Origin of the sequence: Nocardioides alkalitolerans DSM 16699 (assembly GCF_000426525.1) — a bacterium.
Lineage (GTDB): Bacteria > Actinomycetota > Actinomycetes > Propionibacteriales > Nocardioidaceae > Nocardioides > Nocardioides alkalitolerans.
Genome location: NZ_AUFN01000010.1, coordinates 359102 through 381660, shown reverse-complemented (window position 1 = coordinate 381660; position 22559 = coordinate 359102). Strand labels below are relative to the sequence as shown.

19 protein-coding genes and 1 tRNA gene are annotated in these 22559 nt (G+C 68.4%); 15 read left to right on the top strand and 5 right to left on the bottom strand.

From position 1 onward, the window contains the following. Nucleotides 1-9: 9 nt before the first annotated feature. The gene (locus tag K329_RS24115) at nucleotides 10-711 is read right to left on the bottom strand and encodes an ion channel (RefSeq protein WP_052336274.1); all 702 of its coding nucleotides are present in this window, start codon (nucleotides 709-711) and stop codon (nucleotides 10-12) included. A gap of 69 nt (nucleotides 712-780) precedes the next feature. Then, nucleotides 781-2958: a glycogen debranching protein GlgX gene (gene glgX / locus K329_RS0102495; RefSeq protein WP_028471820.1), complete on the bottom strand. Its 2178-nt coding sequence runs from the start codon at nucleotides 2956-2958 to the stop codon at nucleotides 781-783. A 177-nt stretch (nucleotides 2959-3135) separates the two neighbouring features. Here glgX and K329_RS0102490 point away from each other — a divergent pair, with 177 nt between their 5' ends. The 13 genes from K329_RS0102490 (at nucleotide 3136) to K329_RS30640 (ending at nucleotide 13731) form a co-directional block, all read left to right on the top strand. Further along, complete coding sequence (locus tag K329_RS0102490; protein WP_028471819.1) at nucleotides 3136-3915, top strand: enoyl-CoA hydratase/isomerase family protein; 780 nt, start codon at nucleotides 3136-3138, stop codon at nucleotides 3913-3915. A 121-nt stretch (nucleotides 3916-4036) separates the two neighbouring features. Then, complete coding sequence (locus K329_RS24110) at nucleotides 4037-4450, top strand: hypothetical protein (RefSeq protein ID WP_245596416.1); 414 nt, start codon at nucleotides 4037-4039, stop codon at nucleotides 4448-4450. Between the two features lie 168 nt (nucleotides 4451-4618). Beyond that, a complete protein-coding gene (locus K329_RS0102480) occupies nucleotides 4619-5401 on the top strand; it encodes an electron transfer flavoprotein subunit beta/FixA family protein (protein WP_245596415.1) in 783 nt (260 codons plus the stop codon). Between the two features lie 15 nt (nucleotides 5402-5416). Beyond that, nucleotides 5417-6370 (top strand): electron transfer flavoprotein subunit alpha/FixB family protein, encoded by a 954-nt coding sequence (locus tag K329_RS0102475; protein ID WP_028471817.1) that lies wholly within the window; start codon nucleotides 5417-5419, stop codon nucleotides 6368-6370. Nucleotides 6371-6759: 389 nt separating this feature from the next. Further along, on the top strand, nucleotides 6760-8007 hold the full coding sequence (locus tag K329_RS0102470; RefSeq protein ID WP_028471816.1) for a glutamate-5-semialdehyde dehydrogenase: 1248 nt from the start codon (nucleotides 6760-6762) through the stop codon (nucleotides 8005-8007). 19 nt (nucleotides 8008-8026) lie between these two features. Continuing rightward, nucleotides 8027-8179 (top strand): hypothetical protein, encoded by a 153-nt coding sequence (locus K329_RS31185; protein WP_169721560.1) that lies wholly within the window; start codon nucleotides 8027-8029, stop codon nucleotides 8177-8179. Between the two features lie 46 nt (nucleotides 8180-8225). Beyond that, nucleotides 8226-8876 carry a nicotinate-nucleotide adenylyltransferase gene (gene nadD / locus K329_RS24105; protein ID WP_281169796.1) on the top strand — a complete coding sequence of 217 codons (651 nt, stop codon included), beginning with the start codon at nucleotides 8226-8228 and terminating at the stop codon, nucleotides 8874-8876. After that, nucleotides 8873-9253 (top strand): ribosome silencing factor, encoded by a 381-nt coding sequence (gene rsfS, locus K329_RS0102455; RefSeq protein WP_028471815.1) that lies wholly within the window; start codon nucleotides 8873-8875, stop codon nucleotides 9251-9253. The genes nadD and rsfS overlap by 4 nt, the downstream gene beginning before the upstream one ends. Continuing rightward, nucleotides 9246-9950: a histidine phosphatase family protein gene (locus tag K329_RS0102450; protein WP_084540929.1), complete on the top strand. Its 705-nt coding sequence runs from the start codon at nucleotides 9246-9248 to the stop codon at nucleotides 9948-9950. The genes rsfS and K329_RS0102450 overlap by 8 nt, the downstream gene beginning before the upstream one ends. 41 nt (nucleotides 9951-9991) lie before the next feature. Continuing rightward, nucleotides 9992-10064 (top strand) — tRNA-Ala (locus tag K329_RS0102445). Between the two features lie 437 nt (nucleotides 10065-10501). Beyond that, on the top strand, nucleotides 10502-11806 hold the full coding sequence (locus K329_RS24100; protein ID WP_211225713.1) for a hypothetical protein: 1305 nt from the start codon (nucleotides 10502-10504) through the stop codon (nucleotides 11804-11806). A gap of 252 nt (nucleotides 11807-12058) precedes the next feature. Further along, nucleotides 12059-13000 carry a class II glutamine amidotransferase gene (locus tag K329_RS0102435; protein ID WP_211225712.1) on the top strand — a complete coding sequence of 314 codons (942 nt, stop codon included), beginning with the start codon at nucleotides 12059-12061 and terminating at the stop codon, nucleotides 12998-13000. A gap of 206 nt (nucleotides 13001-13206) precedes the next feature. Further along, a complete protein-coding gene (locus K329_RS30640; protein WP_157571528.1) occupies nucleotides 13207-13731 on the top strand; it encodes a hypothetical protein in 525 nt (174 codons plus the stop codon). A gap of 693 nt (nucleotides 13732-14424) precedes the next feature. Here the strand turns inward: K329_RS30640 and K329_RS30635 are convergent. The 3 genes from K329_RS30635 to K329_RS0102420 all read right to left on the bottom strand — a co-directional run bounded on the left by K329_RS30635 (nucleotide 14425) and on the right by K329_RS0102420 (nucleotide 19409). Further along, complete coding sequence (locus K329_RS30635; protein ID WP_157571527.1) at nucleotides 14425-16413, bottom strand: hypothetical protein; 1989 nt, start codon at nucleotides 16411-16413, stop codon at nucleotides 14425-14427. 309 nt (nucleotides 16414-16722) lie between these two features. Beyond that, nucleotides 16723-17280, bottom strand: a complete 558-nt coding sequence (locus tag K329_RS24095; protein WP_052336272.1) for an ASCH domain-containing protein — start codon at nucleotides 17278-17280, stop codon at nucleotides 16723-16725. After that, nucleotides 17277-19409 (bottom strand): GNAT family N-acetyltransferase, encoded by a 2133-nt coding sequence (locus tag K329_RS0102420; RefSeq protein WP_028471811.1) that lies wholly within the window; start codon nucleotides 19407-19409, stop codon nucleotides 17277-17279. Before K329_RS0102420 ends, K329_RS24095 begins: the two co-directional genes overlap by 4 nt. 324 nt (nucleotides 19410-19733) lie before the next feature. Here K329_RS0102420 and K329_RS0102415 point away from each other — a divergent pair, with 324 nt between their 5' ends. Beyond that, nucleotides 19734-20591, top strand: coding sequence for a hypothetical protein (locus K329_RS0102415; RefSeq protein WP_028471810.1), 858 nt, complete (start codon nucleotides 19734-19736; stop codon nucleotides 20589-20591). 144 nt (nucleotides 20592-20735) lie between these two features. Continuing rightward, nucleotides 20736-22559 carry a site-specific DNA-methyltransferase gene (locus K329_RS0102410; protein ID WP_028471809.1) on the top strand — a complete coding sequence of 608 codons (1824 nt, stop codon included), beginning with the start codon at nucleotides 20736-20738 and terminating at the stop codon, nucleotides 22557-22559.

Genomic DNA, 22559 nt, shown 5'->3' with positions numbered 1-22559 from the left:
CCCAAAGGGTCAATCCCGGGCGCGTCGGGCCGCCCGCGCGGAGATCAGCGCCATGATCCGCGCGATCACCAGGGCGATGTAGAGCATGCCGGCGATCTGCTCGATCATCACGAACGACCGGGCGTGCTCCTGGACGGGCACGATGTCGGAGAGCCCCGTGCTCGTCAGCGTGGTGACGGAGAGGAACAGCAGCTCCACCCACGTGCGCGTCCCCTCGGGGTCGACGGCCGCCGTGAACGACCCCGGCCAGATCACCTGGACGGCCGCGTAGACGTAGGCGAACCCCCACGCCACGACGGTGAACGTCGCGCCCGTCGCGTAGAGCTCGTCGGTGGTGACGACGTTGTCGTCGAACATGTACTTGATGAGCGCGTACGCCGTGTAGAAGTAGAAGACCGCGTGGAGCACCGACGACGTCAGCACGATCCCGCCGTCGTCCGGCCGCAGCCCCTCGAGCAGCGTGAACGCCAGCACGGGCACCCCGAGCAGCGCGGCCACCCACGACAGCGCCGGCGTCATGCGTACGGCGAGCGCCGCCAGCGTGAGCACCACGACGCTGAGCACGCCGAACACCGCCCGACCGCCGGCGGAGTCACCGAGGAACGGGTAGACGAGGATGCCGCCGAGCTGGACGGCGAGCAGGACCGCGGACGGGTTGTGCTTCGCGTGCCGGAGGAACGCGACGAACCCGTTGTCGGAGGAGAGGGCCACGGACGAGGATGCTGCCACGGGCGGCGGCCTCGCCGTGGGTGCCTCACCCCATCCGTCGGCGGCCCCGCCTCACGGCCGCGGCGACTGCCGCATGACGACGACGGTGCGGCTGCCGAACGTGAGCCGGTCACCCGCCTTCACCGACGTGCCCGCCGGCACCTCGGCCTCGGTCGAGAGCACGACCTCGCCGGACTGCACCCAGTCGTTCTCGGGCAGCGAGACCTCGACGGGGTGGTGGCCGCCGTTGAGCCAGATGACGAAGGAGGCGTCCATCTGCTGCTCGCCGCGCGGCCCGGGGGAGCGCAGGGGCGCGCCGGAGACGAACATCCCGACGGCGTTGAGGTCGTGGTCGTGCCAGTCCGACGCCTGCATCTCGCGGCCCGACGGGTGCAGCCACGCCAGGTCCTTCGGTCCGCCGCGGATGGCGGGCCGGCCCTCGAACCAGTGCCGCTGGCGCAGCGCGGGGTGCTCGCGGCGCAGCTGCAGCGCGGCCCTCGTGATCACGTAGACGTCGAGCCACGCGTCGTCGGGGCTCCAGTCGATCCACGAGGTCGGGTTGTCCTGGCAGTAGGCGTTGTTGTTGCCGCGCTGCGTGCGCCCGCGCTCGTCGCCCGCCGTGATCATCGGGACGCCGTTGGAGAAGCAGAGCGTCGCCATCAGGTTGGCGGCCTGCCGGCGGCGGCGGGCGAGGATGCGGGCGTCGTCGGTCTCGCCCTCGACGCCGTGGTTCCAGGAGCGGTTGTTGTCGGTGCCGTCCCGGTTCTCCTCGCCGTTCGCCTCGTTGTGCTTTTGGTCGTAGGAGACGAGGTCGCGCACCGTGAACCCGTCGTGCGCGGTGACGAAGTTGACCGAGTTGTACGCCGAGCGGCCGTCGTCGGCGTACAGGTCGGAGCTGCCGGCCAGGCGGGTCGCGACGGTGCGCACCCCCGACGACTGGCCGCGCCAGAAGTCCCGCATCGTGTCGCGGTACTGGTCGTTCCACTCCACCCACGGCGGCGGCATCGCGCCGACGAGGTAGCCGTCCATCGAGGCGTCCCACGGCTCCGCGATGAGCTTCACGTGGCGCAGCACGGGGTCCTGGCCGATCGCGACGAGCAGGTCGCTCTTCATGTCGACCGAGTAGCCGGTGCGGGTGAGGGCCGACATGAGGTCGAAGCGGAAGCCGTCGACGTGCATCTCGGTGACCCAGTAGCGCAGCGAGTCGAGGATGAGCCGCAGGGCGAGCGGGTCCTCGCTGTTGACCGTGTTGCCGCAGCCCGTCACGTCCCAGTACGTGTCGTCGAAGCCACCCGGCTCGCCCGTCTCCGGGTCGGGGGTCGGTCGCACGCGGCGGTAGAAGCCGCGGTCGTCGAGCCCCCGGAAGGAGAGGGTGGGGCCGAGCGGTCCGGCCTCGGCGGTGTGGTTGTAGACGACGTCGAGGATCACCTCGATGCCGGCGGCGTGCAGGTCCTTCACCATCTGCTTGAACTCGGTGACCTGCTCGCCGCGGTCGCCGGAGGCGGCGTACGCGTTGTGCGGCGCGAAGTAGCCGATCGAGTTGTAGCCCCAGTAGTTCGCCGTGCCGCGCTCGGTGAGGCCCGGCTCGGAGAAGAACTGGTGGCACGGCAGCAGCTCGACCGCGGTGACGCCCAGGTCGCGCAGGTAGTCGGTGACCGCGGGCGTGCCCAGGCCGGCGTACGTGCCGCGCAGGTGCTCGGGCACGCGGTCGTGCAGCGCCGTGAAGCCCTTGACGTGCAGCTCGTAGAGCACGGAGTCGCGCCAGCGGCGCTTCATGGGCTTCTCGCCCTCCCAGTCGAAGGAGGGGTCGACGACGACGCTGCGGGCCGTGTACGGCGCGGAGTCCTCGTGGTTGCGCTTCGCGTGGTCGTCGAACCGGTAGCCGAAGAGCGCCGGCTGCGGGTCGATGTCGCCGGAGACGGCGTGGCCGTAGGGGTCGAGCAGCAGCTGGGCGACGTTGAAGCGCAGGCCCTCCGCCGGGTCCCACGGGCCGTCGACGCGGTAGCCGTAGCGCGTGCCGGGCGCGATGGCGGGCAGGGCGCCGTGCCAGATGCCCAGGGAGCGCTCGGTGAGGGCGTGGCGGGTCTCGGCGCCCTCGTCGTCGAAGACGCAGACCCAGCAGGCGGTGGCCAGCGGGGCGTAGACGGCGAAGTTCGTCGACTCCTCCGACCAGGTCGCGCCGAGGGGCCAGTTGCGACCCGGCCACACGGGGGACGTCTGTCCGCTGAAGCTCCACAGTCCCGGCGTCATGGACACATTGTGGGTGACGGGGTACCTCCGTGGGGGTGGAAGGGTCCGCTCCGCGGGTCACCGGGTGAGACGCGCAGCACCCGGGCGCCCACGGAGGTGTGGTACTCAGTACCGTCGACCGGGGACGCCGTCCGCGGCGCGACGACAGTGGACGCGACACGAAGAGGTGGGCGAGACATGGGTGAGTTCGTACGACTCGAGGTGGCCGACGGCGTCGCGACGCTGCGGCTCGACCGGCCGAAGATGAACGCGCTGAACGTGCAGGTCCAGGAGGAGATCCGGGCCGCGGCCGCCGAGGCGACCGAGCGCGACGACGTCCGGGTCGTCGTGGTCTGGGGCGGCGAGCGCGTCTTCGCCGCGGGTGCCGACGTCAAGGAGATGGCCGACATGTCGCACACCGACATGGTCAAGCGCTCCGGCGGTCTGCAGTCCGCGTTCAGCGCCGTCGCCGACATCCCCAAGCCCGTGGTCGCCGCGGTCAACGGCTACGCGCTCGGCGGGGGCTGCGAGCTCGCGCTCTGCGCCGACGTGCGGATCGCGGCCGACGACGCCGTGCTCGGCCAGCCCGAGATCCTGCTCGGCGTCATCCCGGGCGCCGGCGGCACGCAGCGGCTCGCGCGCCTCGTGGGCCCGTCCCGCGCCAAGGACCTCATCTTCACCGGTCGCTTCGTGAAGGCGGAGGAGGCGCTCGCCATCGGTCTCGTCGACCGGGTCGTCCCGGCCGCCGAGGTGTACGGCGCCGCCGTCGCCTGGGCGACCCAGTTCGCGGGCGCAGCGGCGTACGCGCTGAGGGCCGCGAAGGAGTCGGTCGACAAGGGCCTCGAGGTCGACCTCGCCACGGGTCTCGAGATCGAGCGCCAGCAGTTCGCCGCGCTCTTCGCGACGGAGGACCGCACGATCGGCATGGGGTCGTTCGTCGAGAACGGTCCCGGCAAGGCGAAGTTCGTCGGTCGGTGAGTCGGAGTGACACACGCTGTGACACCAGGTGTGTCCACCCCTGCGACGCCCGGGTCGAGCGCCATGCCGTGTGTCACACTGGCGCCCGACCGGACGTGCCCTGAGGACGAGGATGGAGACCGTGGCCGCATCGCAGGAGCCCGCAGGCAAGGACGCCCCCGCGCAGGAGTCCGCCACCGCTGCGGAGGCCCCCGCCGGGGCCACCAAGAAGAAGCGCACCGCGCCCTCGTTCTCGCTGGCGCAGGGCCGCACGGCGCTCGCCCAGGTGATCTGGATCCTCTGCCTCGTGGCGGCCACGTCGCTCGCCGTCGCGGCTCTCTGCATCGCGGTGGACGCCAACCAGAACAACGGTCTCGTGACCCTCGTGCTCGACCTGGCGAGGTTCTTCGACCTGGGCGTCTTCACGATCGACGACGGCATCATGGCCTTCACGGGCGACAACGCGGACACGAAGAACGCGCTCGTCAACTACGGCCTCGGTGCTGCCTTCTACCTGGTTCTCGGCCGGGTGCTCGAGCGCCTCGTGCGCCCCTGACCCGCTCCACGGTCTGCGCACCACCAGCACGTCCAGCACGATCCACGAGGGCTGGCGGCGTATGACGCATGCCACGTCGACAGCTCGTTACCTGCTAGTAGCCTCGGCTACACATCCCAATGCACAGGAGGGGCCGCGAGGCCACACACCATGAACATTGTTGTCTGTGTGAAGCACGTACCGGACGCCACGGCGGACCGGAAGTTCGAGTCCGACAACACGGTCGACCGTGAGGGCGTGGACGGCCTGCTGTCCGAGCTCGACGAGTACGCCGTCGAGCAGGCCCTGCAGCTGCGCGAGAAGCGCAGCGACGAGGAGATCTCGGTGACCGCGCTGACCGTCGGCCCCGCCAAGGCGGCCGACGCGGTGCGCAAGGCGCTGCAGATGGGTGCCGACAAGGGCGTCCACGTCTCCGACGACGCCATCGCCGGGTCCGACTACCTCGGCACCTCGCTGGTGCTGGCCAAGGCGATCGAGAAGATCGGCTCCGAGCAGAAGGTCGACCTCGTCGTCTTCGGCATGGCGTCGACCGACGCGTCGGGCGGCGTCGTCCCCGCGATGGTGGCCGAGCGTCTCGGCCTCCCGCAGGTCACGCTGGCCTCCGTCATCGAGTCGCAGGGCGACCAGGTGCGCATCAAGCGCGACGGCGACACCGCCACCGAGGTCATCGGCGCGACGCTGCCGATCGTGCTCTCGGTGACCGACCAGTCCGGCGAGGCCCGCTACCCGTCCTTCAAGGGCATCATGGCGGCCAAGAAGAAGCCGGTGGAGTCCTACTCGCTGTCCGACCTGGGTGTCGAGGCGTCCGAGGTGGGTGCCGAGGCCGCGTACAGCGCGGTCGAGGAGGCCACGGCGCGTCCCCCGCGCACGGCCGGCGAGATCGTCACCGACGAGGACGGGTCGGGCGCCACGGCGCTCGCCGAGTTCCTCGCCTCGAAGAAGTTCATCTGAGAAGGGTCTGCGCACATGTCTGAGGTTCTGGTTCTCATCGACCACGTCGACGGCGCGGTCCGCAAGCCCACGAACGAGCTGCTGACGATCGCCCGCCGCCTCGGCGAGCCGTCCGCGGTCTTCATCGGCCCGGCCGACCAGGCCGCCGGTGCGGTCGAGACGGTCAAGAAGTACGGCGCCGAGAAGGTCTACGTCGTCGACGACGCCGAGATCAAGGGCTACCTCGTGGCCCCCAAGGCCGAGGTGCTCGCCCAGCTGGTGGAGAAGACGTCGCCCGCCGCGGTGCTCATCGTCTCCGGCGGCGAGGGCAAGGAGATCGGTGCCCGTCTCGCGGTCAAGACCTCGTCGGGTCTCATCACCGACGCGGTCGACGTGACCGCCGAGGGCGTCACCACCCAGTCGGTCTTCGCCGGCAACTACTCGGTGACCTCGAAGGTCACCAAGGGCACCCCGATCATCGCGATCAAGCCGAACTCGGCCTCCCCGGAGGAGACCGCCGGCGCCGGCACCGTCGAGGAGTTCGCCGCGACGATCTCCGACGCCGCCAAGACCGCGCAGATCGTGGCCGCCCAGCCGCGGCAGTCCACCGGTCGTCCCGACCTGACCGAGGCCGCCATCGTGGTCTCGGGCGGCCGTGGCACCGGCGGCGACTTCGCCCCGGTCGAGAAGCTCGCCGACGCCCTGGGCGCGGCGGTCGGCGCCTCGCGTGCCGCCGTCGACTCCGGCTGGATGCCCCACACGTTCCAGGTGGGCCAGACGGGCAAGACGGTCTCGCCGCAGCTGTACGTCGCGAACGGCATCTCCGGTGCGATCCAGCACCGCGCCGGCATGCAGACGTCGAAGACGATCGTCGCCGTCAACAAGGACGAGGAGGCGCCGATCTTCGAGCTCGTCGACTTCGGTGTCGTCGGCGACCTGCACGCGGTGCTCCCCGCCCTGGCGGACGCCGTGGAGGCGCGCAAGAACTGACCCGTTCCCGGGTTCGCCCGAGCCCCCGTCCACCTCTGGTGGGCGGGGGCTCGTCGCGTCCGGGTGGGAGGGGTGGGGCGGCGTGGCGGGCGGCGTGGCGGGCGGCGTGGCGGGCGGCGTGGCGGACGGCGGGTGCGGACTGTCGCCGGTGGGATGTGCGGGCGTGGGTCCGCGGCCTGGGTGGGTCGTGGTGGGTGCGGACTGTCGCCGGTGGGATGTGCGGGCCTGGGTCCGCGCCCCGCGCCCCGCGCCCCGCGACCCGCGACGCCGCGACGCCGCGACGCCCCGCGACGCCCCGCGACGCCGCGAGGTGGCTCGGGTCGTGTGGGCCCGGTCCGGCCTGCGGGCGGGGGCCTCACCGGGGGCGGCGTGCGCCGTACCCTCGGGGGATGACCTCCGACGACGTCCTCGCCGCCGCGCGCCGTGCCCGCGAGGCCGGCTACGACCTCGCGACCGCCACCCGCGCGACCAAGGACGCCGCCCTCGAGGCGATGGCCGTCGCGCTGGGCGACCACGAGGCGGCGATCCTCGCGGCCAACGCCGAGGACGTCGCCCGCGCCGAGGAGGGCGGCACCCCGGCCAACATCGTCGACCGGCTCCGCCTCGACCCCGACCGCCTCGCGGCCATGGCCCAGGGCCTGCGCGACGTCGCCGGCCTGCCCGACCCGGTGGGGGAGGTCGTGCGCGGCGGACTGCTGCCCAACGGCCTCGAGCTGCGCCAGCTGCGGGTGCCGTTCGGCGTGGTCGGCATGATCTACGAGGCCCGCCCCAACGTGACGGCCGACGCGGCGGGCATCTGCCTGAAGTCGGGCAACTCCGTGCTGCTGCGCGGCAGCTCGAGCGCCCGGTCGAGCAACGCGGCGACTGTGGCCGCGCTGCGCGAGGCGGTCGTGACGGCCGGGCTGCCGGCCGACGTCGTGCAGATGGTGCCGGGGGAGACCCACGAGAGCGTCAAGGCCCTCATGCGCGCCCGTGGCCTCGTCGACGTGCTCATCCCGCGTGGCGGCGCCGGCCTCATCCGGTCGGTGGTCGAGGAGTCGACGGTGCCCGTCATCGAGACCGGGGTGGGCAACTGCCACGTGTACGTCGACGCGGCCGCCGACGTCGAGAAGGCCCTCGCGATCGTGGTCAACGCCAAGACCCATCGCACCTCGGTCTGCAACGCCGCCGAGTCGCTGCTCGTGCACGCCGAGATCGCCGACGACTTCCTGCCGCTCGTCATCGACGCGCTGGCCGAGCGGGGCGTCACCATCCACGGCGACGACCGCTTCACCGAGTACGACGGGGTGGTCGCCGCCACCGACGACGACTTCGCCGAGGAGTACCTCTCGCTCGACATCTCGGCCGCCGTCGTGGCCGACGTCGAGGAGGCGATCACCCACATCCGGCGCTTCTCGAGCGGCCACTCCGACGCGATCGTGACGGAGGACCAGGGCGCCGCCCGGCGCTTCGTCGCCGCCGTCGACTCGGCCGCGGTGCTGGTCAACGCCTCCACCCGCTTCACCGACGGGGGCGAGTTCGGCTTCGGCGCGGAGATCGGCATCAGCACCCAGAAGCTGCACGCGCGGGGCCCGATGGGGCTGCCCGAGATGACCTCGACCAAGTACGTCGTGACCGGCGACGGCCACGTGCGGTGAAACCGGTAGGATCCCCGTCATGTCGTTGAACGAGTTCGCAGTGCTGGCGTCCGAGGCCGGCGGCGAGGAGCACAGCCCGTGGCCCTACATCGTCGGGGCCCTCGTCTTCGTGATGTTCCTCGCCCTCCTGGCGGGCCTCATCTCGTTCGCCGGCGGGCGCGAGCACAGCTGACGTGACCGCCCAGCCGGGGCGCCGCGACCCGTCACCGCCTCCGGGCGTGCCGCGGCCGCGCCGTGTCGGCGTCATGGGTGGCACGTTCGACCCGATCCACCACGGGCACCTCGTGGCGGCGTCGGAGGTGCAGTCGTTCTTCGACCTCGACGAGGTCGTCTTCGTGCCGACGGGCGACCCGTGGCAGAAGTCCGGACGCGAGGTCTCGCCGGCCGAGCACCGCTACCTGATGACGGTCATCGCGACCGCGTCGAACCCGCGCTTCCGCGTCTCCCGCGTCGACATCGACCGGGCGGGCCCGACGTACACGGTCGACACGCTGCGCGACCTGCGCGACCAGCTGCCCGAGGCCGAGCTCTTCTTCATCACGGGCGCCGACGCCCTCGGCGACATCTTCACGTGGCGCGAGCCGGGTGACCTCTTCGAGCTCGCGAGCTTCGTCGGCTGCACGCGGCCGGGCTACACGATGGACCCGGCGACCGTCGCGGCCATCCCGTCCGACCGCGTGACGATCCTCGAGATCCCGGCGCTGGCGATCTCGTCGACCGACTGCCGCATGCGTACGGCGCGCGACCAGCCGGTCTGGTACCTCGTGCCCGACGGCGTCGTGCAGTACATCGCCAAGCACCACCTCTACGAGACCGAGAGCGCCCCCGGCGCCCCGGTGCTCACCACCCAGACAGAAGGAACCGCATGACCGCCACCGACCAGGCCATCGAGCTGGTGCACGCCGCGGCGCGCGCCGCCTCCGAGAAGCTCGCCTCCGACATCCTCGCCTTCGACGTCAGCGAGCAGCTGGCCATCACCGACGCCTTCGTGATCGCGGGCGCCGGCAACGAGCGCCAGGTGAAGGCGATCGTCGACGAGGTGGAAGACAAGCTGCGCGAGATCGGCGCCAAGCCCATCCGCCGCGAGGGCGAGCGCGACGGCCGCTGGGTGCTCATCGACTACGGCACCATCGTCGTGCACGTGCAGCACGAGGAGGAGCGCCAGTTCTACGCCCTCGAGCGGCTGTGGCGCGACTGCCCGGTGATCAAGCTGCCGGCCGACGTGCTCCCGCGCACCGGTGGCTGAGGCTCCACCCACGCTGCCTCGCGAGCCTGCGGGCGCGCCGTCGCCGCGCACCCTCGTGCTGCTGCGCCACGGGCGCACCTCCTGGAACGCGTCCGGACGCGTCCAGGGCCAGATCGACTCCGAGCTCGACGAGACCGGCCTCGCGCAGGCGGAGGCCGTCGCGCCGCACATCGCCGCGTACCGCCCCGTCGCCGTCTGGACCTCCGACCTCCAGCGGGCCGCGGTCACCGCGTCGTACGTCGCCCGCGAGGCCGGCCTCGAGCTGCGCACCGACCCGCGGCTGCGGGAGTTCGGGCTGGGGGAGCGGGAGGGCATCACGCACGCCGAGTACTCGGCCGCCCACCCCTGCGAGTACGCCGACTTCGTCACCGGCCGCTGGTCATCGGTGCCGGGAGCGGAGGGTGTGGAGGACGTCCGGTCGCGCACCACGGCGTGCCTGACGGAGCTGGCCGCGTCGATCGCTCCGGGCGAGGTGGCGGTCGGTGTGGCCCACGGGGCCGCGCTGCGAGTGGCCGTAGAGGGCCTCGTGGCCGGCACAGCCAGCGAGCCGTCGGCGTACGCCGGCATGGACAACTGCGGCTGGGCGGTGCTCCGTGAGCGTCACGCACCGCGTGACGGCGAGCCGTCGTGGCGCCTCGTGGCCTACAACCGCACGGCCCCCGACCCCCGATTCGCGCAGTCGCGGACGGCAGGCTAATATTCTTCAGGTTGCTCGCCGGGAGACCGGCGGGAAACGGCGGGGCTGTGGCGCAGCTGGTAGCGCATCTGCATGGCATGCAGAGGGTCAGGGGTTCGAGTCCCCTCAGCTCCACCGAGCAGGATCAGAAGGCCCCCACCGGAGACGGTGGGGGCCTTCTGCGTTGTACAGGCGTGATCTGCGGCTTGGGGCTCGTTGAGTCAATGCGGTGACCCCAAACCGGCCCTCAGGCCGCCGTTTCGATGGTGCTGCGCGCGCATCCGAGGGACCTTTCATTGGTCCCCGGTTCCCGCCCGTGCGACAAGTGCGTGGCGTAGGTTGACGCTCACACGTTCCGACCCCGCGATGAGGGGGCCAGATGGGCGTCTTCGGTGAAGGCACCTGTCTATTCGGCTCTGGTCATGGTGGCTTCCGACCGGCGGCGACGCACACGTCCGGCCTGATCTGGTGTGGCGACGAGGCGGGCTAGGTCTCGAACGCCGTACCCCTACCAGCTCAGCAGCATTCGCACCCGCACGGACGGACAGAGCACTGAGGATGGTGGACAGCGCGTGAGTCATGACCAGCCCCTGGAGGGCGAGGAGATCCAGCTGGTGGCCGATGACCACGGTCTGGCTGTCATCGGGAACCCCAACGCTGTCGAGCAGTTCCTCGCCGCCGAGGGCCTGGTCGCGGTGGGCCCGTCGTCGACGGGGCTGGGCGTGGGCCGCCTTCGCGGCCTCCTGTCGACGGGGTCGGCAGCGGCGCAGGGCGCCTCAGACATCACTGCGAACTCGGGCCGCTGGGTGAAGCTCAGCAGCGAGTCGGCGAAGTCCATGAACAAGTACGGGCTCCGGAAGAGCTCTAAGACCGGCCTTTCGACCGGCGTCTTGAAGGGGGAGAAGGGCCAGGTCAAGGGCTTCGTCGAGTTCGTCCGTGGCCCGGGTACGGCCCTCACGAATCCGGCCATGCTGGCTGGCGCGGCCGGCATGATGGCGCAGCTTGCGATGCAACAGACGATGGACGAGATCACCGACTACCTCGAGCGTATTGACGCGAAGCTCGATGACGTCCTGCGTGCCCAGAAGGACTCGGTGGTCTCGCGGCTCACCGGTGCGGGAATGGCTATTGACGAGGCGATGACGGTCAGCCGAGCTCGCGGCAAGGTTGACGAGGTCACATGGTCGAAGGTGCAGAACCTGTCCACGACCATCGCTGAGGTCCAGGGCTACGCGCTGGCGCAGCTCGACGCGCTAGCCGGCAAGCTCGAGTCCGCCGGGAAGGTGTCGGACATCGCGGACGCCGCCGCAGCCGCCGCGATGTCGACGCAGGAGTGGTTGGCTGTGCTGGCACGGACCTTCCAGCTGCAGGAGGGGCTCGACGTCCTCGAGCTCGACCGAGTGCTAGACGCGTCGCCAGACGAGGTCGACGGTCACCGGCGCGGGCTGGGGGAGGCCCGCCGGAAGCGACTGACGGACATCGGTCGGGCCACCGAGCAGTTGCTGACGCGGATCATCTTGGCGGCTGCTATTGCCAACGAGAAGGTCCTGCTACACCCGGCCGCGTCTCCCAAAGCCGTGCGCGCCAGCGACCAGGTGAGTGGCTCCATCAGGAGCTTTCACGGCCTCCTCGGTCTGGAGCCGACTGGTGAAGCGGTGGAAGTGCGCCGCTGGTCGGCCGCGGCCAGTGAGGTCCGTGACCGAGCGATCGACACCGGTTCTACCGGCATCAACGCGGTCCGACGAGGGGCAGGTTCGGCCGTAGGGCGTGTCCGGGACGGCGCAGGGGGCGCTCGTCAGTCCGTCCAGGCATTGCCCGGGCGGCTGGGGCTTGGCCGCGGTCGAGCGGCAGATGACGCCGAGAACGCCGACGACTGACGTGTTCAGCCCCGGTCGGGCTCCGTTGTGGGGAGCCGCTCGCGGATCGCGGCCGACGTTGGGGTGAATCGGCGCGTCGGCTCGCGTGGCGTCGACAGCGTCGCGGCGAGAATGCACTTGTCTCACCCGGGGCCACCCCGCGACGTCCTCGCCGGGCCGTCCTCACGAGCAGATCCGCGGCCCGTAGGGTGCGACGTTCGTGGACTCCTCCCACGAGGAAGCCCCAGCGTCGAAAGAAGAACTATGTGCCGAGTGCTCGCCTACATCGGTCCCGAGATCCCGCTCAAGGACCTGCTGCTCACGCCGTCGAACAGCCTCGTCAACCAGGCCCTCGACCCTGAGCACTACCCGGATCTGCACCTGGCTGGGTGGGGATTCGGTATCTGGAGCGAGCACCTGCTCAAGCCGGAGGATCCCCTGCTCTACCGCCGGCCCATGGCTGCCTTCTACGACGACAACGCCACCCGCATCATTCCGAGCCTGCAGGCGAGCACGATGCTCGGCCACGTGCGCGCTGCCGCGTACGATTCGGCGGCCGTCATCGTCGACGAGAACTGCCACCCGTTCTCCTTCGAGGGGACGCCCTGGATCCTGGCGCAGAACGGCGACATGCCGGGCTGGATGCCCCTGCAGAGGGAGCTGCTGCAGCACTGCGAGGACAGGTACCTGAAGCAGATGCGGGGGACGACCGACACGGAGTTCCTCTACGTGCTCCTGCTCTCCCTGCTCGAAGGTGACCGCGACGAGGACGTCCAGCGTGCGGTCGAGACGATGGTCGGGCTCATCGCCCAGGCGATGGCGGACCTCGGTCTGCCGGCCCTGACCAAGATGAAGATGGCCCTGGTGTCGCCGAACCGGATAATCGGGGTCAATGTCGGTCTCGGGCACCAGGGTGAGACCAACCCGGCCGGTGAGTGGAAGAAGCTGCGCGAGTCCGGGCCGGGGACGGACGACTACGCCCTCTCGATGCTCCTGGAGCCGATGTACATGATGATGGGTCGCCACGTTCCGAGCGATGAGGCGTCGTACGACTTCGAAGCGTGCGACGAGGACGAGGCCACGGTCGCCATGTTCGCCTCCGAGCCCCTGACGGAGGACGAGTCCGGCTGGTCGAACGTGGAGTTCGGCGAGATCGTGTTCCTCGAGAACAAGGGCGGGCGCGTCACGAGGAGCGCCAGCAGGTTGTCGGTCTAGACGCCCGACACGAAGGCGACGCGCGTGCGCCCCTATGGCTACGGGGCTACTCCGTGTAAGTACGGCACTGCGACCTATGTGGCGGAAAGACGCAGGATCGAGACGTCTTGGTGCTAGCAATCGCATCGCGCCCCTGCTCTACGACCCAGTTCCGCTTCAAGCATTGACGCGCGGAAACACTTCGGACACGGTGACGCCATGACGCCATGGCGCTGATTGCGAACGGCTGGGATGGGCTTTGGAGCTCTCTATTCGGTGGCTTACTCAGCGCCGTCACTGTCCTGATCGGTGTGCTTTTGGCTCAACACCTCATCGACCGCCGGCAGCATCGTGACGCCGTGCGCGAGACCGCTGACACGCTCCTGCTGGAGGTCGCTAGTGTCCGCGATGCGGCAGTGCACTCGCGAAGTAAGGCCCGAAGCGGCCGTTACGAGCTGTGGCCACTTCGCCATGCGCTCTACCTGTCCCATGCACTTCGCGGATCTCCGGTCGCAGATGCCGTCCACAACTACTACGAGGCTGTTTGGGAACTGCGAAACTGGATCCGTCATGGGCCGGTCGCCCAAGGGGATCGCCCGTTTGAGAATCTGAGTGATGAACAGGCTGTCATTGACTATCAGCGAGCTATCGATGATTGGGCCGACGCGCTCATCGAGGCACTAAGCGACCTGTCGGCCCCGCTAAGTGACCGCGCCACTGTGGGGCCCGCGCGTCCGCAACTCCCACGATGAGCGGTCGACCTCTGTCGCGTGCGGGTTCAAGTTGGCTTTCGCGGAACGCCGCTCCGAAGCGTGCGCCTGTTCTTCCGGACGCAGCCCCGCAGCGAGATCGAGTCAACTCGGTGCGCGGACTGTGCAGCCAGCGGCGGCAAGGCGTACTCAACCCGTCCCGGGGTGCGGTGCGAGCGGACATACCTCATCGGTAGGTGGCTTCCACGTTCCACGTGGCCGGGCGCCTCCAACTCGGCGACGGCAAGGCACTTATCCATGTGAGGGCTACCCGACCGGCGTCGTCATGCCCCTCAGTACCAGTCATCGGGCAGGACGGTGCGGTCGGGTGAAGCCTGTAGGCGGCCGGCTGACAGACGCACGCCGCATGTAGGCACGATGTGGCTCACTTGGAGTCGACCCCGCAGTTCATTCTGCTCGGGCAACGAGGTAACGGAGCGCGCAACTTGCCAACATTCTGCACTCCGCCCGACAGCATGGGTGCAAGCCGCCGGTCGGTTTTGGGTGAACCACTGTTCCGGCGCGCCTTGAGGGGTAAACTTTCGCAGAGAGGGATGACTTCCGGAGTCCGGCGGCTCGTGACCGCGTCACCTCGCTTGGGGGAGGTGCCGGTTCGATCCCGGTCTCGAGCACTTCTTGCTCGTGTGGTCTAACTGGCAGGACGCCCCCCACCTACTGAGTCGATGTTCAGACCGCTCATTCTCGATCCCAAGCGGTTGGCGAACTCGAACTCGTCAACCATTCTGCATTTAGTTTGTAGGCGGGGCCCTGTGTTGATCGCAGTGAGTTGATGAGATCGACTTGCCTGTTGGAGAGTTGGGCGATTATGTGGATCGGCATTTGCATTTCTCCTGGCGCGGCGCCCTCATGGCGATACCAGTTTCCTAGAAACTCGAGCGTCATGTCGGCCACCATTACGGCTCCTTGGCCGAGCACGGTATCTCCTGGGGCTGAGAACACTCCAGCATGGGCGGTCAGGTTCCGAGCGGCGTAGATAGAGTCGAGCAGGTATGTCATCTGCGAGTGGCTCGCTTCGAGCCAATCCGCTAGTTCCTGCGCGCTGCTGAGTCGACGTCTCCAGCTCCTCAGGCCGCGGCGCGTTAAAGGGGTCAGGTGCGGAATCAGAACTTCGATCAAGTTGCGCACCTCAGTGACCTCTGAAAGTTCCCTTCGGTGCCGCGGCATGAGTGCATCGATCCAGACATTGAGGTGCCTGACGTGGCCGTGCTCATCTATCCCGCATCGCTTCTCGATTTCATCGAGAGCCGAAACTGCTGGTCCTAGTTGGGCCTGCCAGATTCGGGCGCCCGTCAACTGCTCATCAGTCTGCGCATACGACGCGTCAATTTTGTCGGCGCCAGTGTGGTCGGAAGTTAGTTGATCTATGGCGGCTGCGAGTCGTTCGAGTTGGGCGTTGCAATTCTTGATCCGTGATGACCACCATGACTGTCGCGACCTGAGGTCGTGTCTGAGCGGTGAGAGAGAATCCACGATCGACTGCCTCAACGCTTGTAGTGAGAGCGCGCGCGCCAACTGGTTTCTGTCTTGAGCGCTAACGCCCGTAGCTTCGATTGCCGACCACGCGAGGAGTGTGGCAACCAGGGGCGACTCAGCGATTCGGGAAAGATGTGTCATTCGCAGTGGTTGCCGGAGTCCATTCGGCCATTTCTGGATCAGCGGGTAGGCGCTGTGCACGGATCGCGAAAGAGGTACGTAATTGGCGGCTTTGCTGCTACCGACCTCGCAGGTAATCCCTCCTTCTTCCAACCGAAGTGAGACGGTCCGATGCCCGGCCACGTACTGGTCAAGCAACTCGACGAGTGTGCGGCGACCAAGTCTCGCGGCACTTGTGCGATCACATGCGTCCACCCGCAGAGTCACGGCCACCCTCGGACCGGGTCGAAACTCGCGGTCCAGCCACCGCCTCAACTGTCTGTTGGCCGGACCCCAGGGAAGCGATCCTGCGTGGGGACCGGTCAGCAATTGTGCGCTGATTGCCAGCGTGCTCAGGTGCTGCAGAGTCGAGGCTCCTTGGATGATGCAGGCGTAATGAAATGGACGCGTGGGCGGTAGAAAGCATGCCAGAACCGTCTCCTCCCGTATATGCGACCCGTCGAACAGGCCGGCGAGCTCTTGCTCGAGGGTCCGACGATCCCGGTTAGTTGCAGCGACCGCGCAAACCAACTCGTCGACGGCGTACTCAAGAAGATTCCAATCCGACTCATTGTTTGCGACCTTTCGCCACGCCAGCCGGAACAGGTTTCGCAGGTATCTGTTGAGCATGAGTAGCTGCGATTCGAGATCCTTGGCAACGCTCACGAACGCCGACCGGTGTCCGTCCTCGACTGACAGTCTTTGAGCCAGGGTCAGGGCTGCCGCCAATTCTTTCGTCGCTGGGGCCGGCGGCCCGAGTTCGACGGCTCGATCAGCTGCAATCTGCGCAGATCGGCACAGCCTCATCACCAACTCGTGCTGGGGTTGAGCGATCGATGTGAATGACCGCATGGCCCGTGATGCTTGTTCGACCGCAGGTAATAGTCCCGGGCGGTAGGCGGCGAACTTGGTCACTTGCGAGTCGTGCTCGATTCCTTGAAGTACTGCTTGCACCAGGAACCGTTGTGCTACCGACGCAGACGAGCGATCCATCGCGCATGTGAGTTCCGGACCGAGTCCCGCGTAGGCCACGACTGGACTCTAGGCGAGGTATCGGCGTCTAGGGGTCGAACCTTGCGGTAGGGGAGTCCCGTTGAACAAGCAGTGGCACTCGCAGTCGGCAATCCCGTTGGAGACTGACAAGCCGTTCGCCGCCGACGTCCTGTGTCGGAGGGCTGGTCAGTCGCAAGCCACCCGAATGATGCGTCGGAGATGGGTCGCGACCGGGGACCAGGAATCGGCTGACTCGCACTCTGTCCTGGTCTGCCGAAGGACATGGACCAGGACAGCCTCTGTCGTCAACGGCTCCAGCGCTCTCAGATGCCTCCTCCAGTCGCAGAGTCAGGCGAGTGCGGACTCTTGAATCTGGGTCGTGACGTCGGCAGGGACGTAGCGCCAGCTCTGGGGTGGCTGGATGCCGATGGACCGGATGACGCTGAGCGGAACTTGCTGGGCGGCGATGACGACGCAATCGAGTTCAAGGGCGAAGGCTTGTTCGGCTCCGTCGAAGTAGATTTCGTAGTCGGGTGCGTCGATGGCGGCCGCGTGGCCGTACTCGTCCCAGATCTCGAGGGGTGTGCCTTCGCGGACGCCGATGAGTCGAGCCCAGCCGACGACGGCTCGTGTGGGGGTGGAGGAGTACAAGAAGACGAGAGACCCGTCAGGGAGGTTGGGGCGGGTTCGTCGGAGTTCGACTGTCTTGCGGCCCTGAAGGATCGCGTCGGCGTATCGAGGTTTGACGGAGATGAAGAGGGCGCGTCCGTTGCCTGTCTCTCCAACTCCAGTCCGCGAACTGTGTGGCCCGTTCGCCCTCCGGATCTGGGTGGGCGCGCCGGCGGCGGCTCGTATGCCCGCTTCAAGGACCTTGACGGCCTCCTGAGCGGCTCTGGGGATCTTCATGAGCGCATCCCCTCCTCGTACAGTTGCTTGAACGTCGCTGGGTCGACCGGGACCGGCGACTGGATAGTCAAGTTAACAGTGCCCACCGACAGACTTTGGACCCGCGCGAGCGGCAGGGGCCGCTTCAAGATCTCGGTGTCCGCGAACCGCAGTGCGGTGACTTTGCCCTGCTTGTTCTTCACTCCGCGGACTTGGTCGAGGGTGAGGACGCCAATGTTGGAGAACTCACGGTGGAGGACCTCAGGGGTTCCGGTGACACTCTCGACGAGTCGTGAGCAGGCGACCACTTCCTTGTCGCGTCGGCTCGAGTACCAGAGGATGCGGCCGGGTGATGGGGGCCGGGTGTTGCCGCTCTTGTAGTAGACGTGTTCGCGGGACAACCCGAGGGAGTCTGGGCGTGCGAGAAGGGTCGGCATGTGGCCGAGGAGGTCGTCCGCGAACACTCCCCGGATGGGGATGAAGAAGGTCGGCAGGTCGGGGTGGAGCACCTTGGCCGGCCACAGGACCCGTTCGTACTCGGACGCTTCTGCAGTAGAGCCGAGGTGCGCTGGGAGTGCGACGCCGGTTTCGGGTACGGCATGTGCCGCGGCCTTGACCTGCTCCCAGGTGCCCACGGTCGTCAGAACAGTCGCGGTCAGGAGGCCGTTTGGGCCCGGGGAGAATCCATCGCGCTGCAGTTCGGCCCGGATGGTGACGTGAGCTTGGGTGTCGGCCAGACGGACGGTCGTTAGCCCGTTATCGGCAGCCCGGCGTCGCATCGCTCGCGATAGCTGCCGGGCGATGGTGGGGAGCAGCGGTCCACGCTGGATGCGCAGAAGTGGCACATCGAGGACGGTTCCAATGTCGTGGGCAGCCCAGATAGCGAGGACGTCGCCGTCGGGGGTGAACATGACCTGGCGGTCATCTGTCCCGACTGACCTCTCAGCACTCGCCCTGATGCGGGCACGGAACTCGGGCTTCGTCTCGCCGGACTCCTTCTCCAGCAGTTCCATGCGCCGTTCGGGGTTCCATGTCGCTGCGTCACCGCGGGTGACCTGATATCCGGTCTGGTGCAGTTGGGTGGGAAGGTAGCCGGCGGCGTCGGCGCGACGGTCGATGAACGCGGGCAACTCGTCGGGATACAGCACCGTAAAGTCGCGACCTTTAGCTGCGGTCGGGCCAAGGTAGGTGACAGCGTTCTGATCGCGGGTGACGAATACGTCGGCGCCGCCGAGGATGGCCTCGGCGAGGAGGGTTGCGTCGGTCTCAAGGCTGTCATCGGTTGCGAGGATGTTGTTCGGGACGCCGGCGAAGAGCTCGTCGCGAAGCTCCTCCACCGCAGCCGAGTCGCCCTTCAGAAGCTTCAACCCGCTGGCTGCAGCGGTGTGGAGGAGCGCATCGCGTTCACGAAGGTCAGTCGTCCTGTTCAGCTCACCAGTTAGTGAGAACGGTCGCGCAAGTCGAATCTGCTCCGACGCTGCAAGGACCGCGACCGTTCCTGAGAACCGATGCTTTCGCTTCGGGGAGGTGCCGAACAGATCGCAGAAGACATTGCAGTCCACTGCGACTAAAAGGTGCTCTGGGTCCGCACTCGGAAGCGATAGGAGCGTCGTGGCGTCGTCGTTGTGCCGGACCCACTCCGTCATAGGCTTGTTTGTCTTGCCGCGCCCTGTTCGCCGGCGGACGGGCTCGAACCCGAGAGACGGCCACTTCGCGGCAGCTTCCCAGTCGTCGCGGCACTTCAATCGCAGCCCGAGACGGTCCGAGCACCGTTCCATGACTGCGTCGACGAGTCGCGCTGGGATCCCCTGACCACGTTCGCCCTGGGCAACACAGAGATGCGCGATGCGGGCGTACCGGTCCGCGCGCACGGTCGGCGCGTACAGGCAGTAGCCGGCGAGGGCTTCTGTCCCGTCGTCGTGTGTGCGGATCGCCAGGACGATGTTGCCTTTTGCCGCTGCCTCACGGAACCCGGCGTACGGCATGGGGCCAAGTCGGTTGCGGTTCTTGTCGCCTAGGACGATGACTTCCTGAACCCACGTCTCGGGCACCGACTCGATACCGGCAATGCGGATGGCGCCCTCGGCCGTCGCGGTGGCTGCCCCATTCACCTCGTCAGTGTCGCTCAGGCCAGCGCTGAGACGAGGCATCTTGGGCGAATCTGCGCACCTTTGTTTCATTCAATCGTGCCGCGTTGACACGATCGGCGGCAGACCTCTCCCGATGAACTCGGGGTCCGCGCGGCTTCTACCGTCACGACCCCTCGACCTTTTCGCCGCATGGACATCGCGATCGCTGTGTTAGGACAGTGTCGGAGTCGGCGCATCGCCACTAGGAGGTTTCGGCGTCCGACATCAGTCGAGCGGGGAGTGGCCGCGGGAAGGTTGCAACATTAGCGGAGCTGTTGGTGTGATCCTGGTCGGGGTTTCTTCATTCCTGAGCGGAAACTATTGGCACGCATTTATGGTCACCCCATGTACTTCAGGTTCACGCGATCCATCGTTGTCACCATTGCACTTGCAGGGCTACTCATGGGTTGCTCCGACGACGCCCCAGTGACGCCCGCAGACGATGACGCGAAGGCGAAGGTCGCCGAGAGCACTGAGTCAGCCGCCGAGCCCGTCGCCGTGGAGACCACCGAGTCAGAGCCGGCGTCGGATCTCCCCGACTCCGACGACCTCGATCAGCTCTTCGAGGCGCTAGCGGGGGGAGGTCTGCGCGACCTTGAGAGCGCGAGGGAGCTGACGGGGGAGGGCTCAGTTGCTCGTGTCTACCTGGAGTACCTGCTGTCTCAGGCCAACGCGCTCCTGGATGCCGGGATGCCTGGGGCAGAGGCGCTGGAGAGCGAGCGAACTGACGACGGATATGAAGGATGCGAGCCGTACGCAGGTGACGACGCGGTCTGCGTCGAGTGGACAGAGATTGAAGGTGCGGACGGCGTCGTTGTGAACTTCTCGATCAACGGGCAGCCGATCGACGAACTGCTGGTCGCGGGCAACGGCACGGTCATCGAGGCAGGCAACCAGGGCACCTTCGAGTTGCTCTATGCGTACCAATCCCCAGTCTCCGGGAACTTTTTCGTCGCCCTCAGTGCCGCCTCTGCCTCGTCTGGAATGGACGTCACCGGCCTGTACAGCGCTACCTATCGTGACCCGTCCGGCCGTCAACTCGGGATGCTCGACGCGACCACGCCGAGTGAATTAGGTGCCGACTCGACTGCAACTGTTTTCATCAGCTTTCCCGCACCTGCAACCATCGGCGGCACCATCAATTTTGATCTCTACGATCTGGACGACTACAGCGCAACTACTGTCACCATTCCGACCGCGTAACTCCGACAAAGCCGAGACAGTGATCGCTGCGGTCATCGGCCTCCCACGACGCCAAGCTCCCTTCGGCGATCTCCCGAGAGTCAGCTCCGCACACCCTGCCCCCAACGCCCCACCCGCCTAGGCTGCACCCGTGCGAGGCGCCCGGTGACCGACGACGTCGAGGGCCCGCACGCCACGCCCGACCTCCGCGCTGAGCTCCGGGACGAGCTCGTCCGCCGCATCACCGACCTGGCCCCCGAGGTGGTCGCCGACGGCCGCATCGACCTCTCCCGGCTCCACGACCTCCTGGGGGAGGCAGCCGACGAACCCGGCGCCCCCGAGCGTTTCGGCCTCACCTGGCCGGGGCGGCGTCGCGCCGTACGCGCGGCTCAGGAGCCCACGACCGCAACGCTGCGCGAGGTGCCGGAGCACAGCAAGGACGCGGCGACGACGCAGCACGCGTACGTCGAGGGCGACAACCTCGAGGTGCTCAAGCTGCTGCGCACGGCCTATCTCGGCGCGGTGAAGATGATCTACGTCGATCCGCCGTACAACACGGGGCGCGACTTCGTGTACGCCGACGACTTCACCGACCCGCTGACGTCGTACCTCGGGCAGACCGGCCAGGCCGACGCCGACGGGCGGCGCCTGCGCACCAACCCGGAGGCCGACGGGCGGTTCCACAGCCGGTGGCTGTCGATGATGCATCCGCGGCTGCGGCTCGCCCGCGACCTGCTGGCCGACGACGGGGTGCTGCTGGTCTCCATCGACGACCACGAGCAGGCCCACCTGCGGCAGCTGTGCGACGAGATCTTCGGGGAGGCGGGGTTCGTCGCGGCCATCGCCCACAAGGCGCGCGGCTCGGTGTCGAACGACCGCGTGATCTCGGCGAGCCACCACACCGTGCTCGTCTACGCGAAGGACTACGAGCGGCTGCTCGCCGGCCGCCACACCATCGGGCTCGAGCCCGACCTCACGGGGTTCGACGCCGCGGACGAGCGCGGGCCCTACCGCCTCGTGCCGGTCGACGGGCCGGGCGGCGCCCGCAAGGGCAATCCGCACTACGAGTTCCTCGGCGTCACCGGCCACTTCCGCTACTCCCGCGAGCGCATGGCCGAGCTGCACGCCGCGGGGGAGGTCGTGCGGCGCGGGGGCACGCTGCTGCGCAAGTACTACCTCGACCAGGCTCGGGCGCGGCGCCGTACGGACACCACCTGGTGGGACGACGCGGGCTACACCTCCACGGCCACCTCCGCGCTGGCCGCGCTCATGGGCGGCGCCTACTTCGAGAGCCCCAAGCCGGTGAGCCTCGTCGGGCGCATGCTGCGGCAGTTCGCGCCGCCCGACGGGTCGCTGGTGCTCGACTTCTTCTCCGGGTCGGGCACGACCGCCCACGCGGTGATGCAGCTCAACGCCGAGGACGGCGGCACCCGACGCCACGTCCAGGTGCAGCTGCCCGCGCCCACGCCGCCGGACTCGGAGGCCAGGGCGGCGGGGTTCGCCACGCTCACCGAGGTCGGACGCCGGCGGATCGACCTCGCGGGGGAGCAGCTGCGGGCCGAGACCACGGGTGGGCGGGCGCTCGACGTCGGCTACCGGACCTTCGAGCTCGTCCCCGGACCCGCACCCGCGCCGGGCGCGGGGGAGGACGCCGTACGGCGTGAGCTCGAGGCCCTGCGGAGCGGGGCGGCCGCCGTACCCGGACAGCCCGACGACCTGCTGACCACGGCGCTGCTGCGGTGGGGCTACCCGCTGACCGTGCGCGCCGAGCCCGTCGACCTCGCGGGCATCTCGTGGTCGTCGGTCGACGAAGGGCGGCTGCTCGCGTACGTCGGGCCGGCCGCCCCGTCCCTGGCGCAGCTCGAGGCGGCGGTGGCCGCCGGTCCGGAGCGGCTGCTCGTCGCGGAGGCCGTGCTCGTCGACGACACCGTGCGCACCAGCCTCGTGCAGCTGTGCCGGGCGCGCGGCGTCGTGCTGCGGACCGCGTGA

Excerpts from the sequence above, each read along its gene's own strand:
- glgX (WP_028471820.1), bottom strand. The coding sequence starts at position 2,958 with ATGACGCCGGGACTGTGGAGCTTCAGCGGACAGACGTCCCCCGTGTGG.
- K329_RS0102490 (WP_028471819.1), top strand. The coding sequence starts at position 3,136 with ATGGGTGAGTTCGTACGACTCGAGGTGGCCGACGGCGTCGCGACGCTG.
- K329_RS0102475 (WP_028471817.1), top strand. The coding sequence starts at position 5,417 with ATGTCTGAGGTTCTGGTTCTCATCGACCACGTCGACGGCGCGGTCCGC.
- K329_RS0102470 (WP_028471816.1), top strand. The coding sequence starts at position 6,760 with ATGACCTCCGACGACGTCCTCGCCGCCGCGCGCCGTGCCCGCGAGGCC.
- K329_RS31185 (WP_169721560.1), top strand. The coding sequence starts at position 8,027 with ATGTCGTTGAACGAGTTCGCAGTGCTGGCGTCCGAGGCCGGCGGCGAG.
- rsfS (WP_028471815.1), top strand. The coding sequence starts at position 8,873 with ATGACCGCCACCGACCAGGCCATCGAGCTGGTGCACGCCGCGGCGCGC.
- K329_RS30640 (WP_157571528.1), top strand. The coding sequence starts at position 13,207 with ATGGCGCTGATTGCGAACGGCTGGGATGGGCTTTGGAGCTCTCTATTC.
- K329_RS24095 (WP_052336272.1), bottom strand. The coding sequence starts at position 17,280 with ATGAAGATCCCCAGAGCCGCTCAGGAGGCCGTCAAGGTCCTTGAAGCG.
- K329_RS0102420 (WP_028471811.1), bottom strand. The coding sequence starts at position 19,409 with ATGCCTCGTCTCAGCGCTGGCCTGAGCGACACTGACGAGGTGAATGGG.
- K329_RS0102415 (WP_028471810.1), top strand. The coding sequence starts at position 19,734 with ATGTACTTCAGGTTCACGCGATCCATCGTTGTCACCATTGCACTTGCA.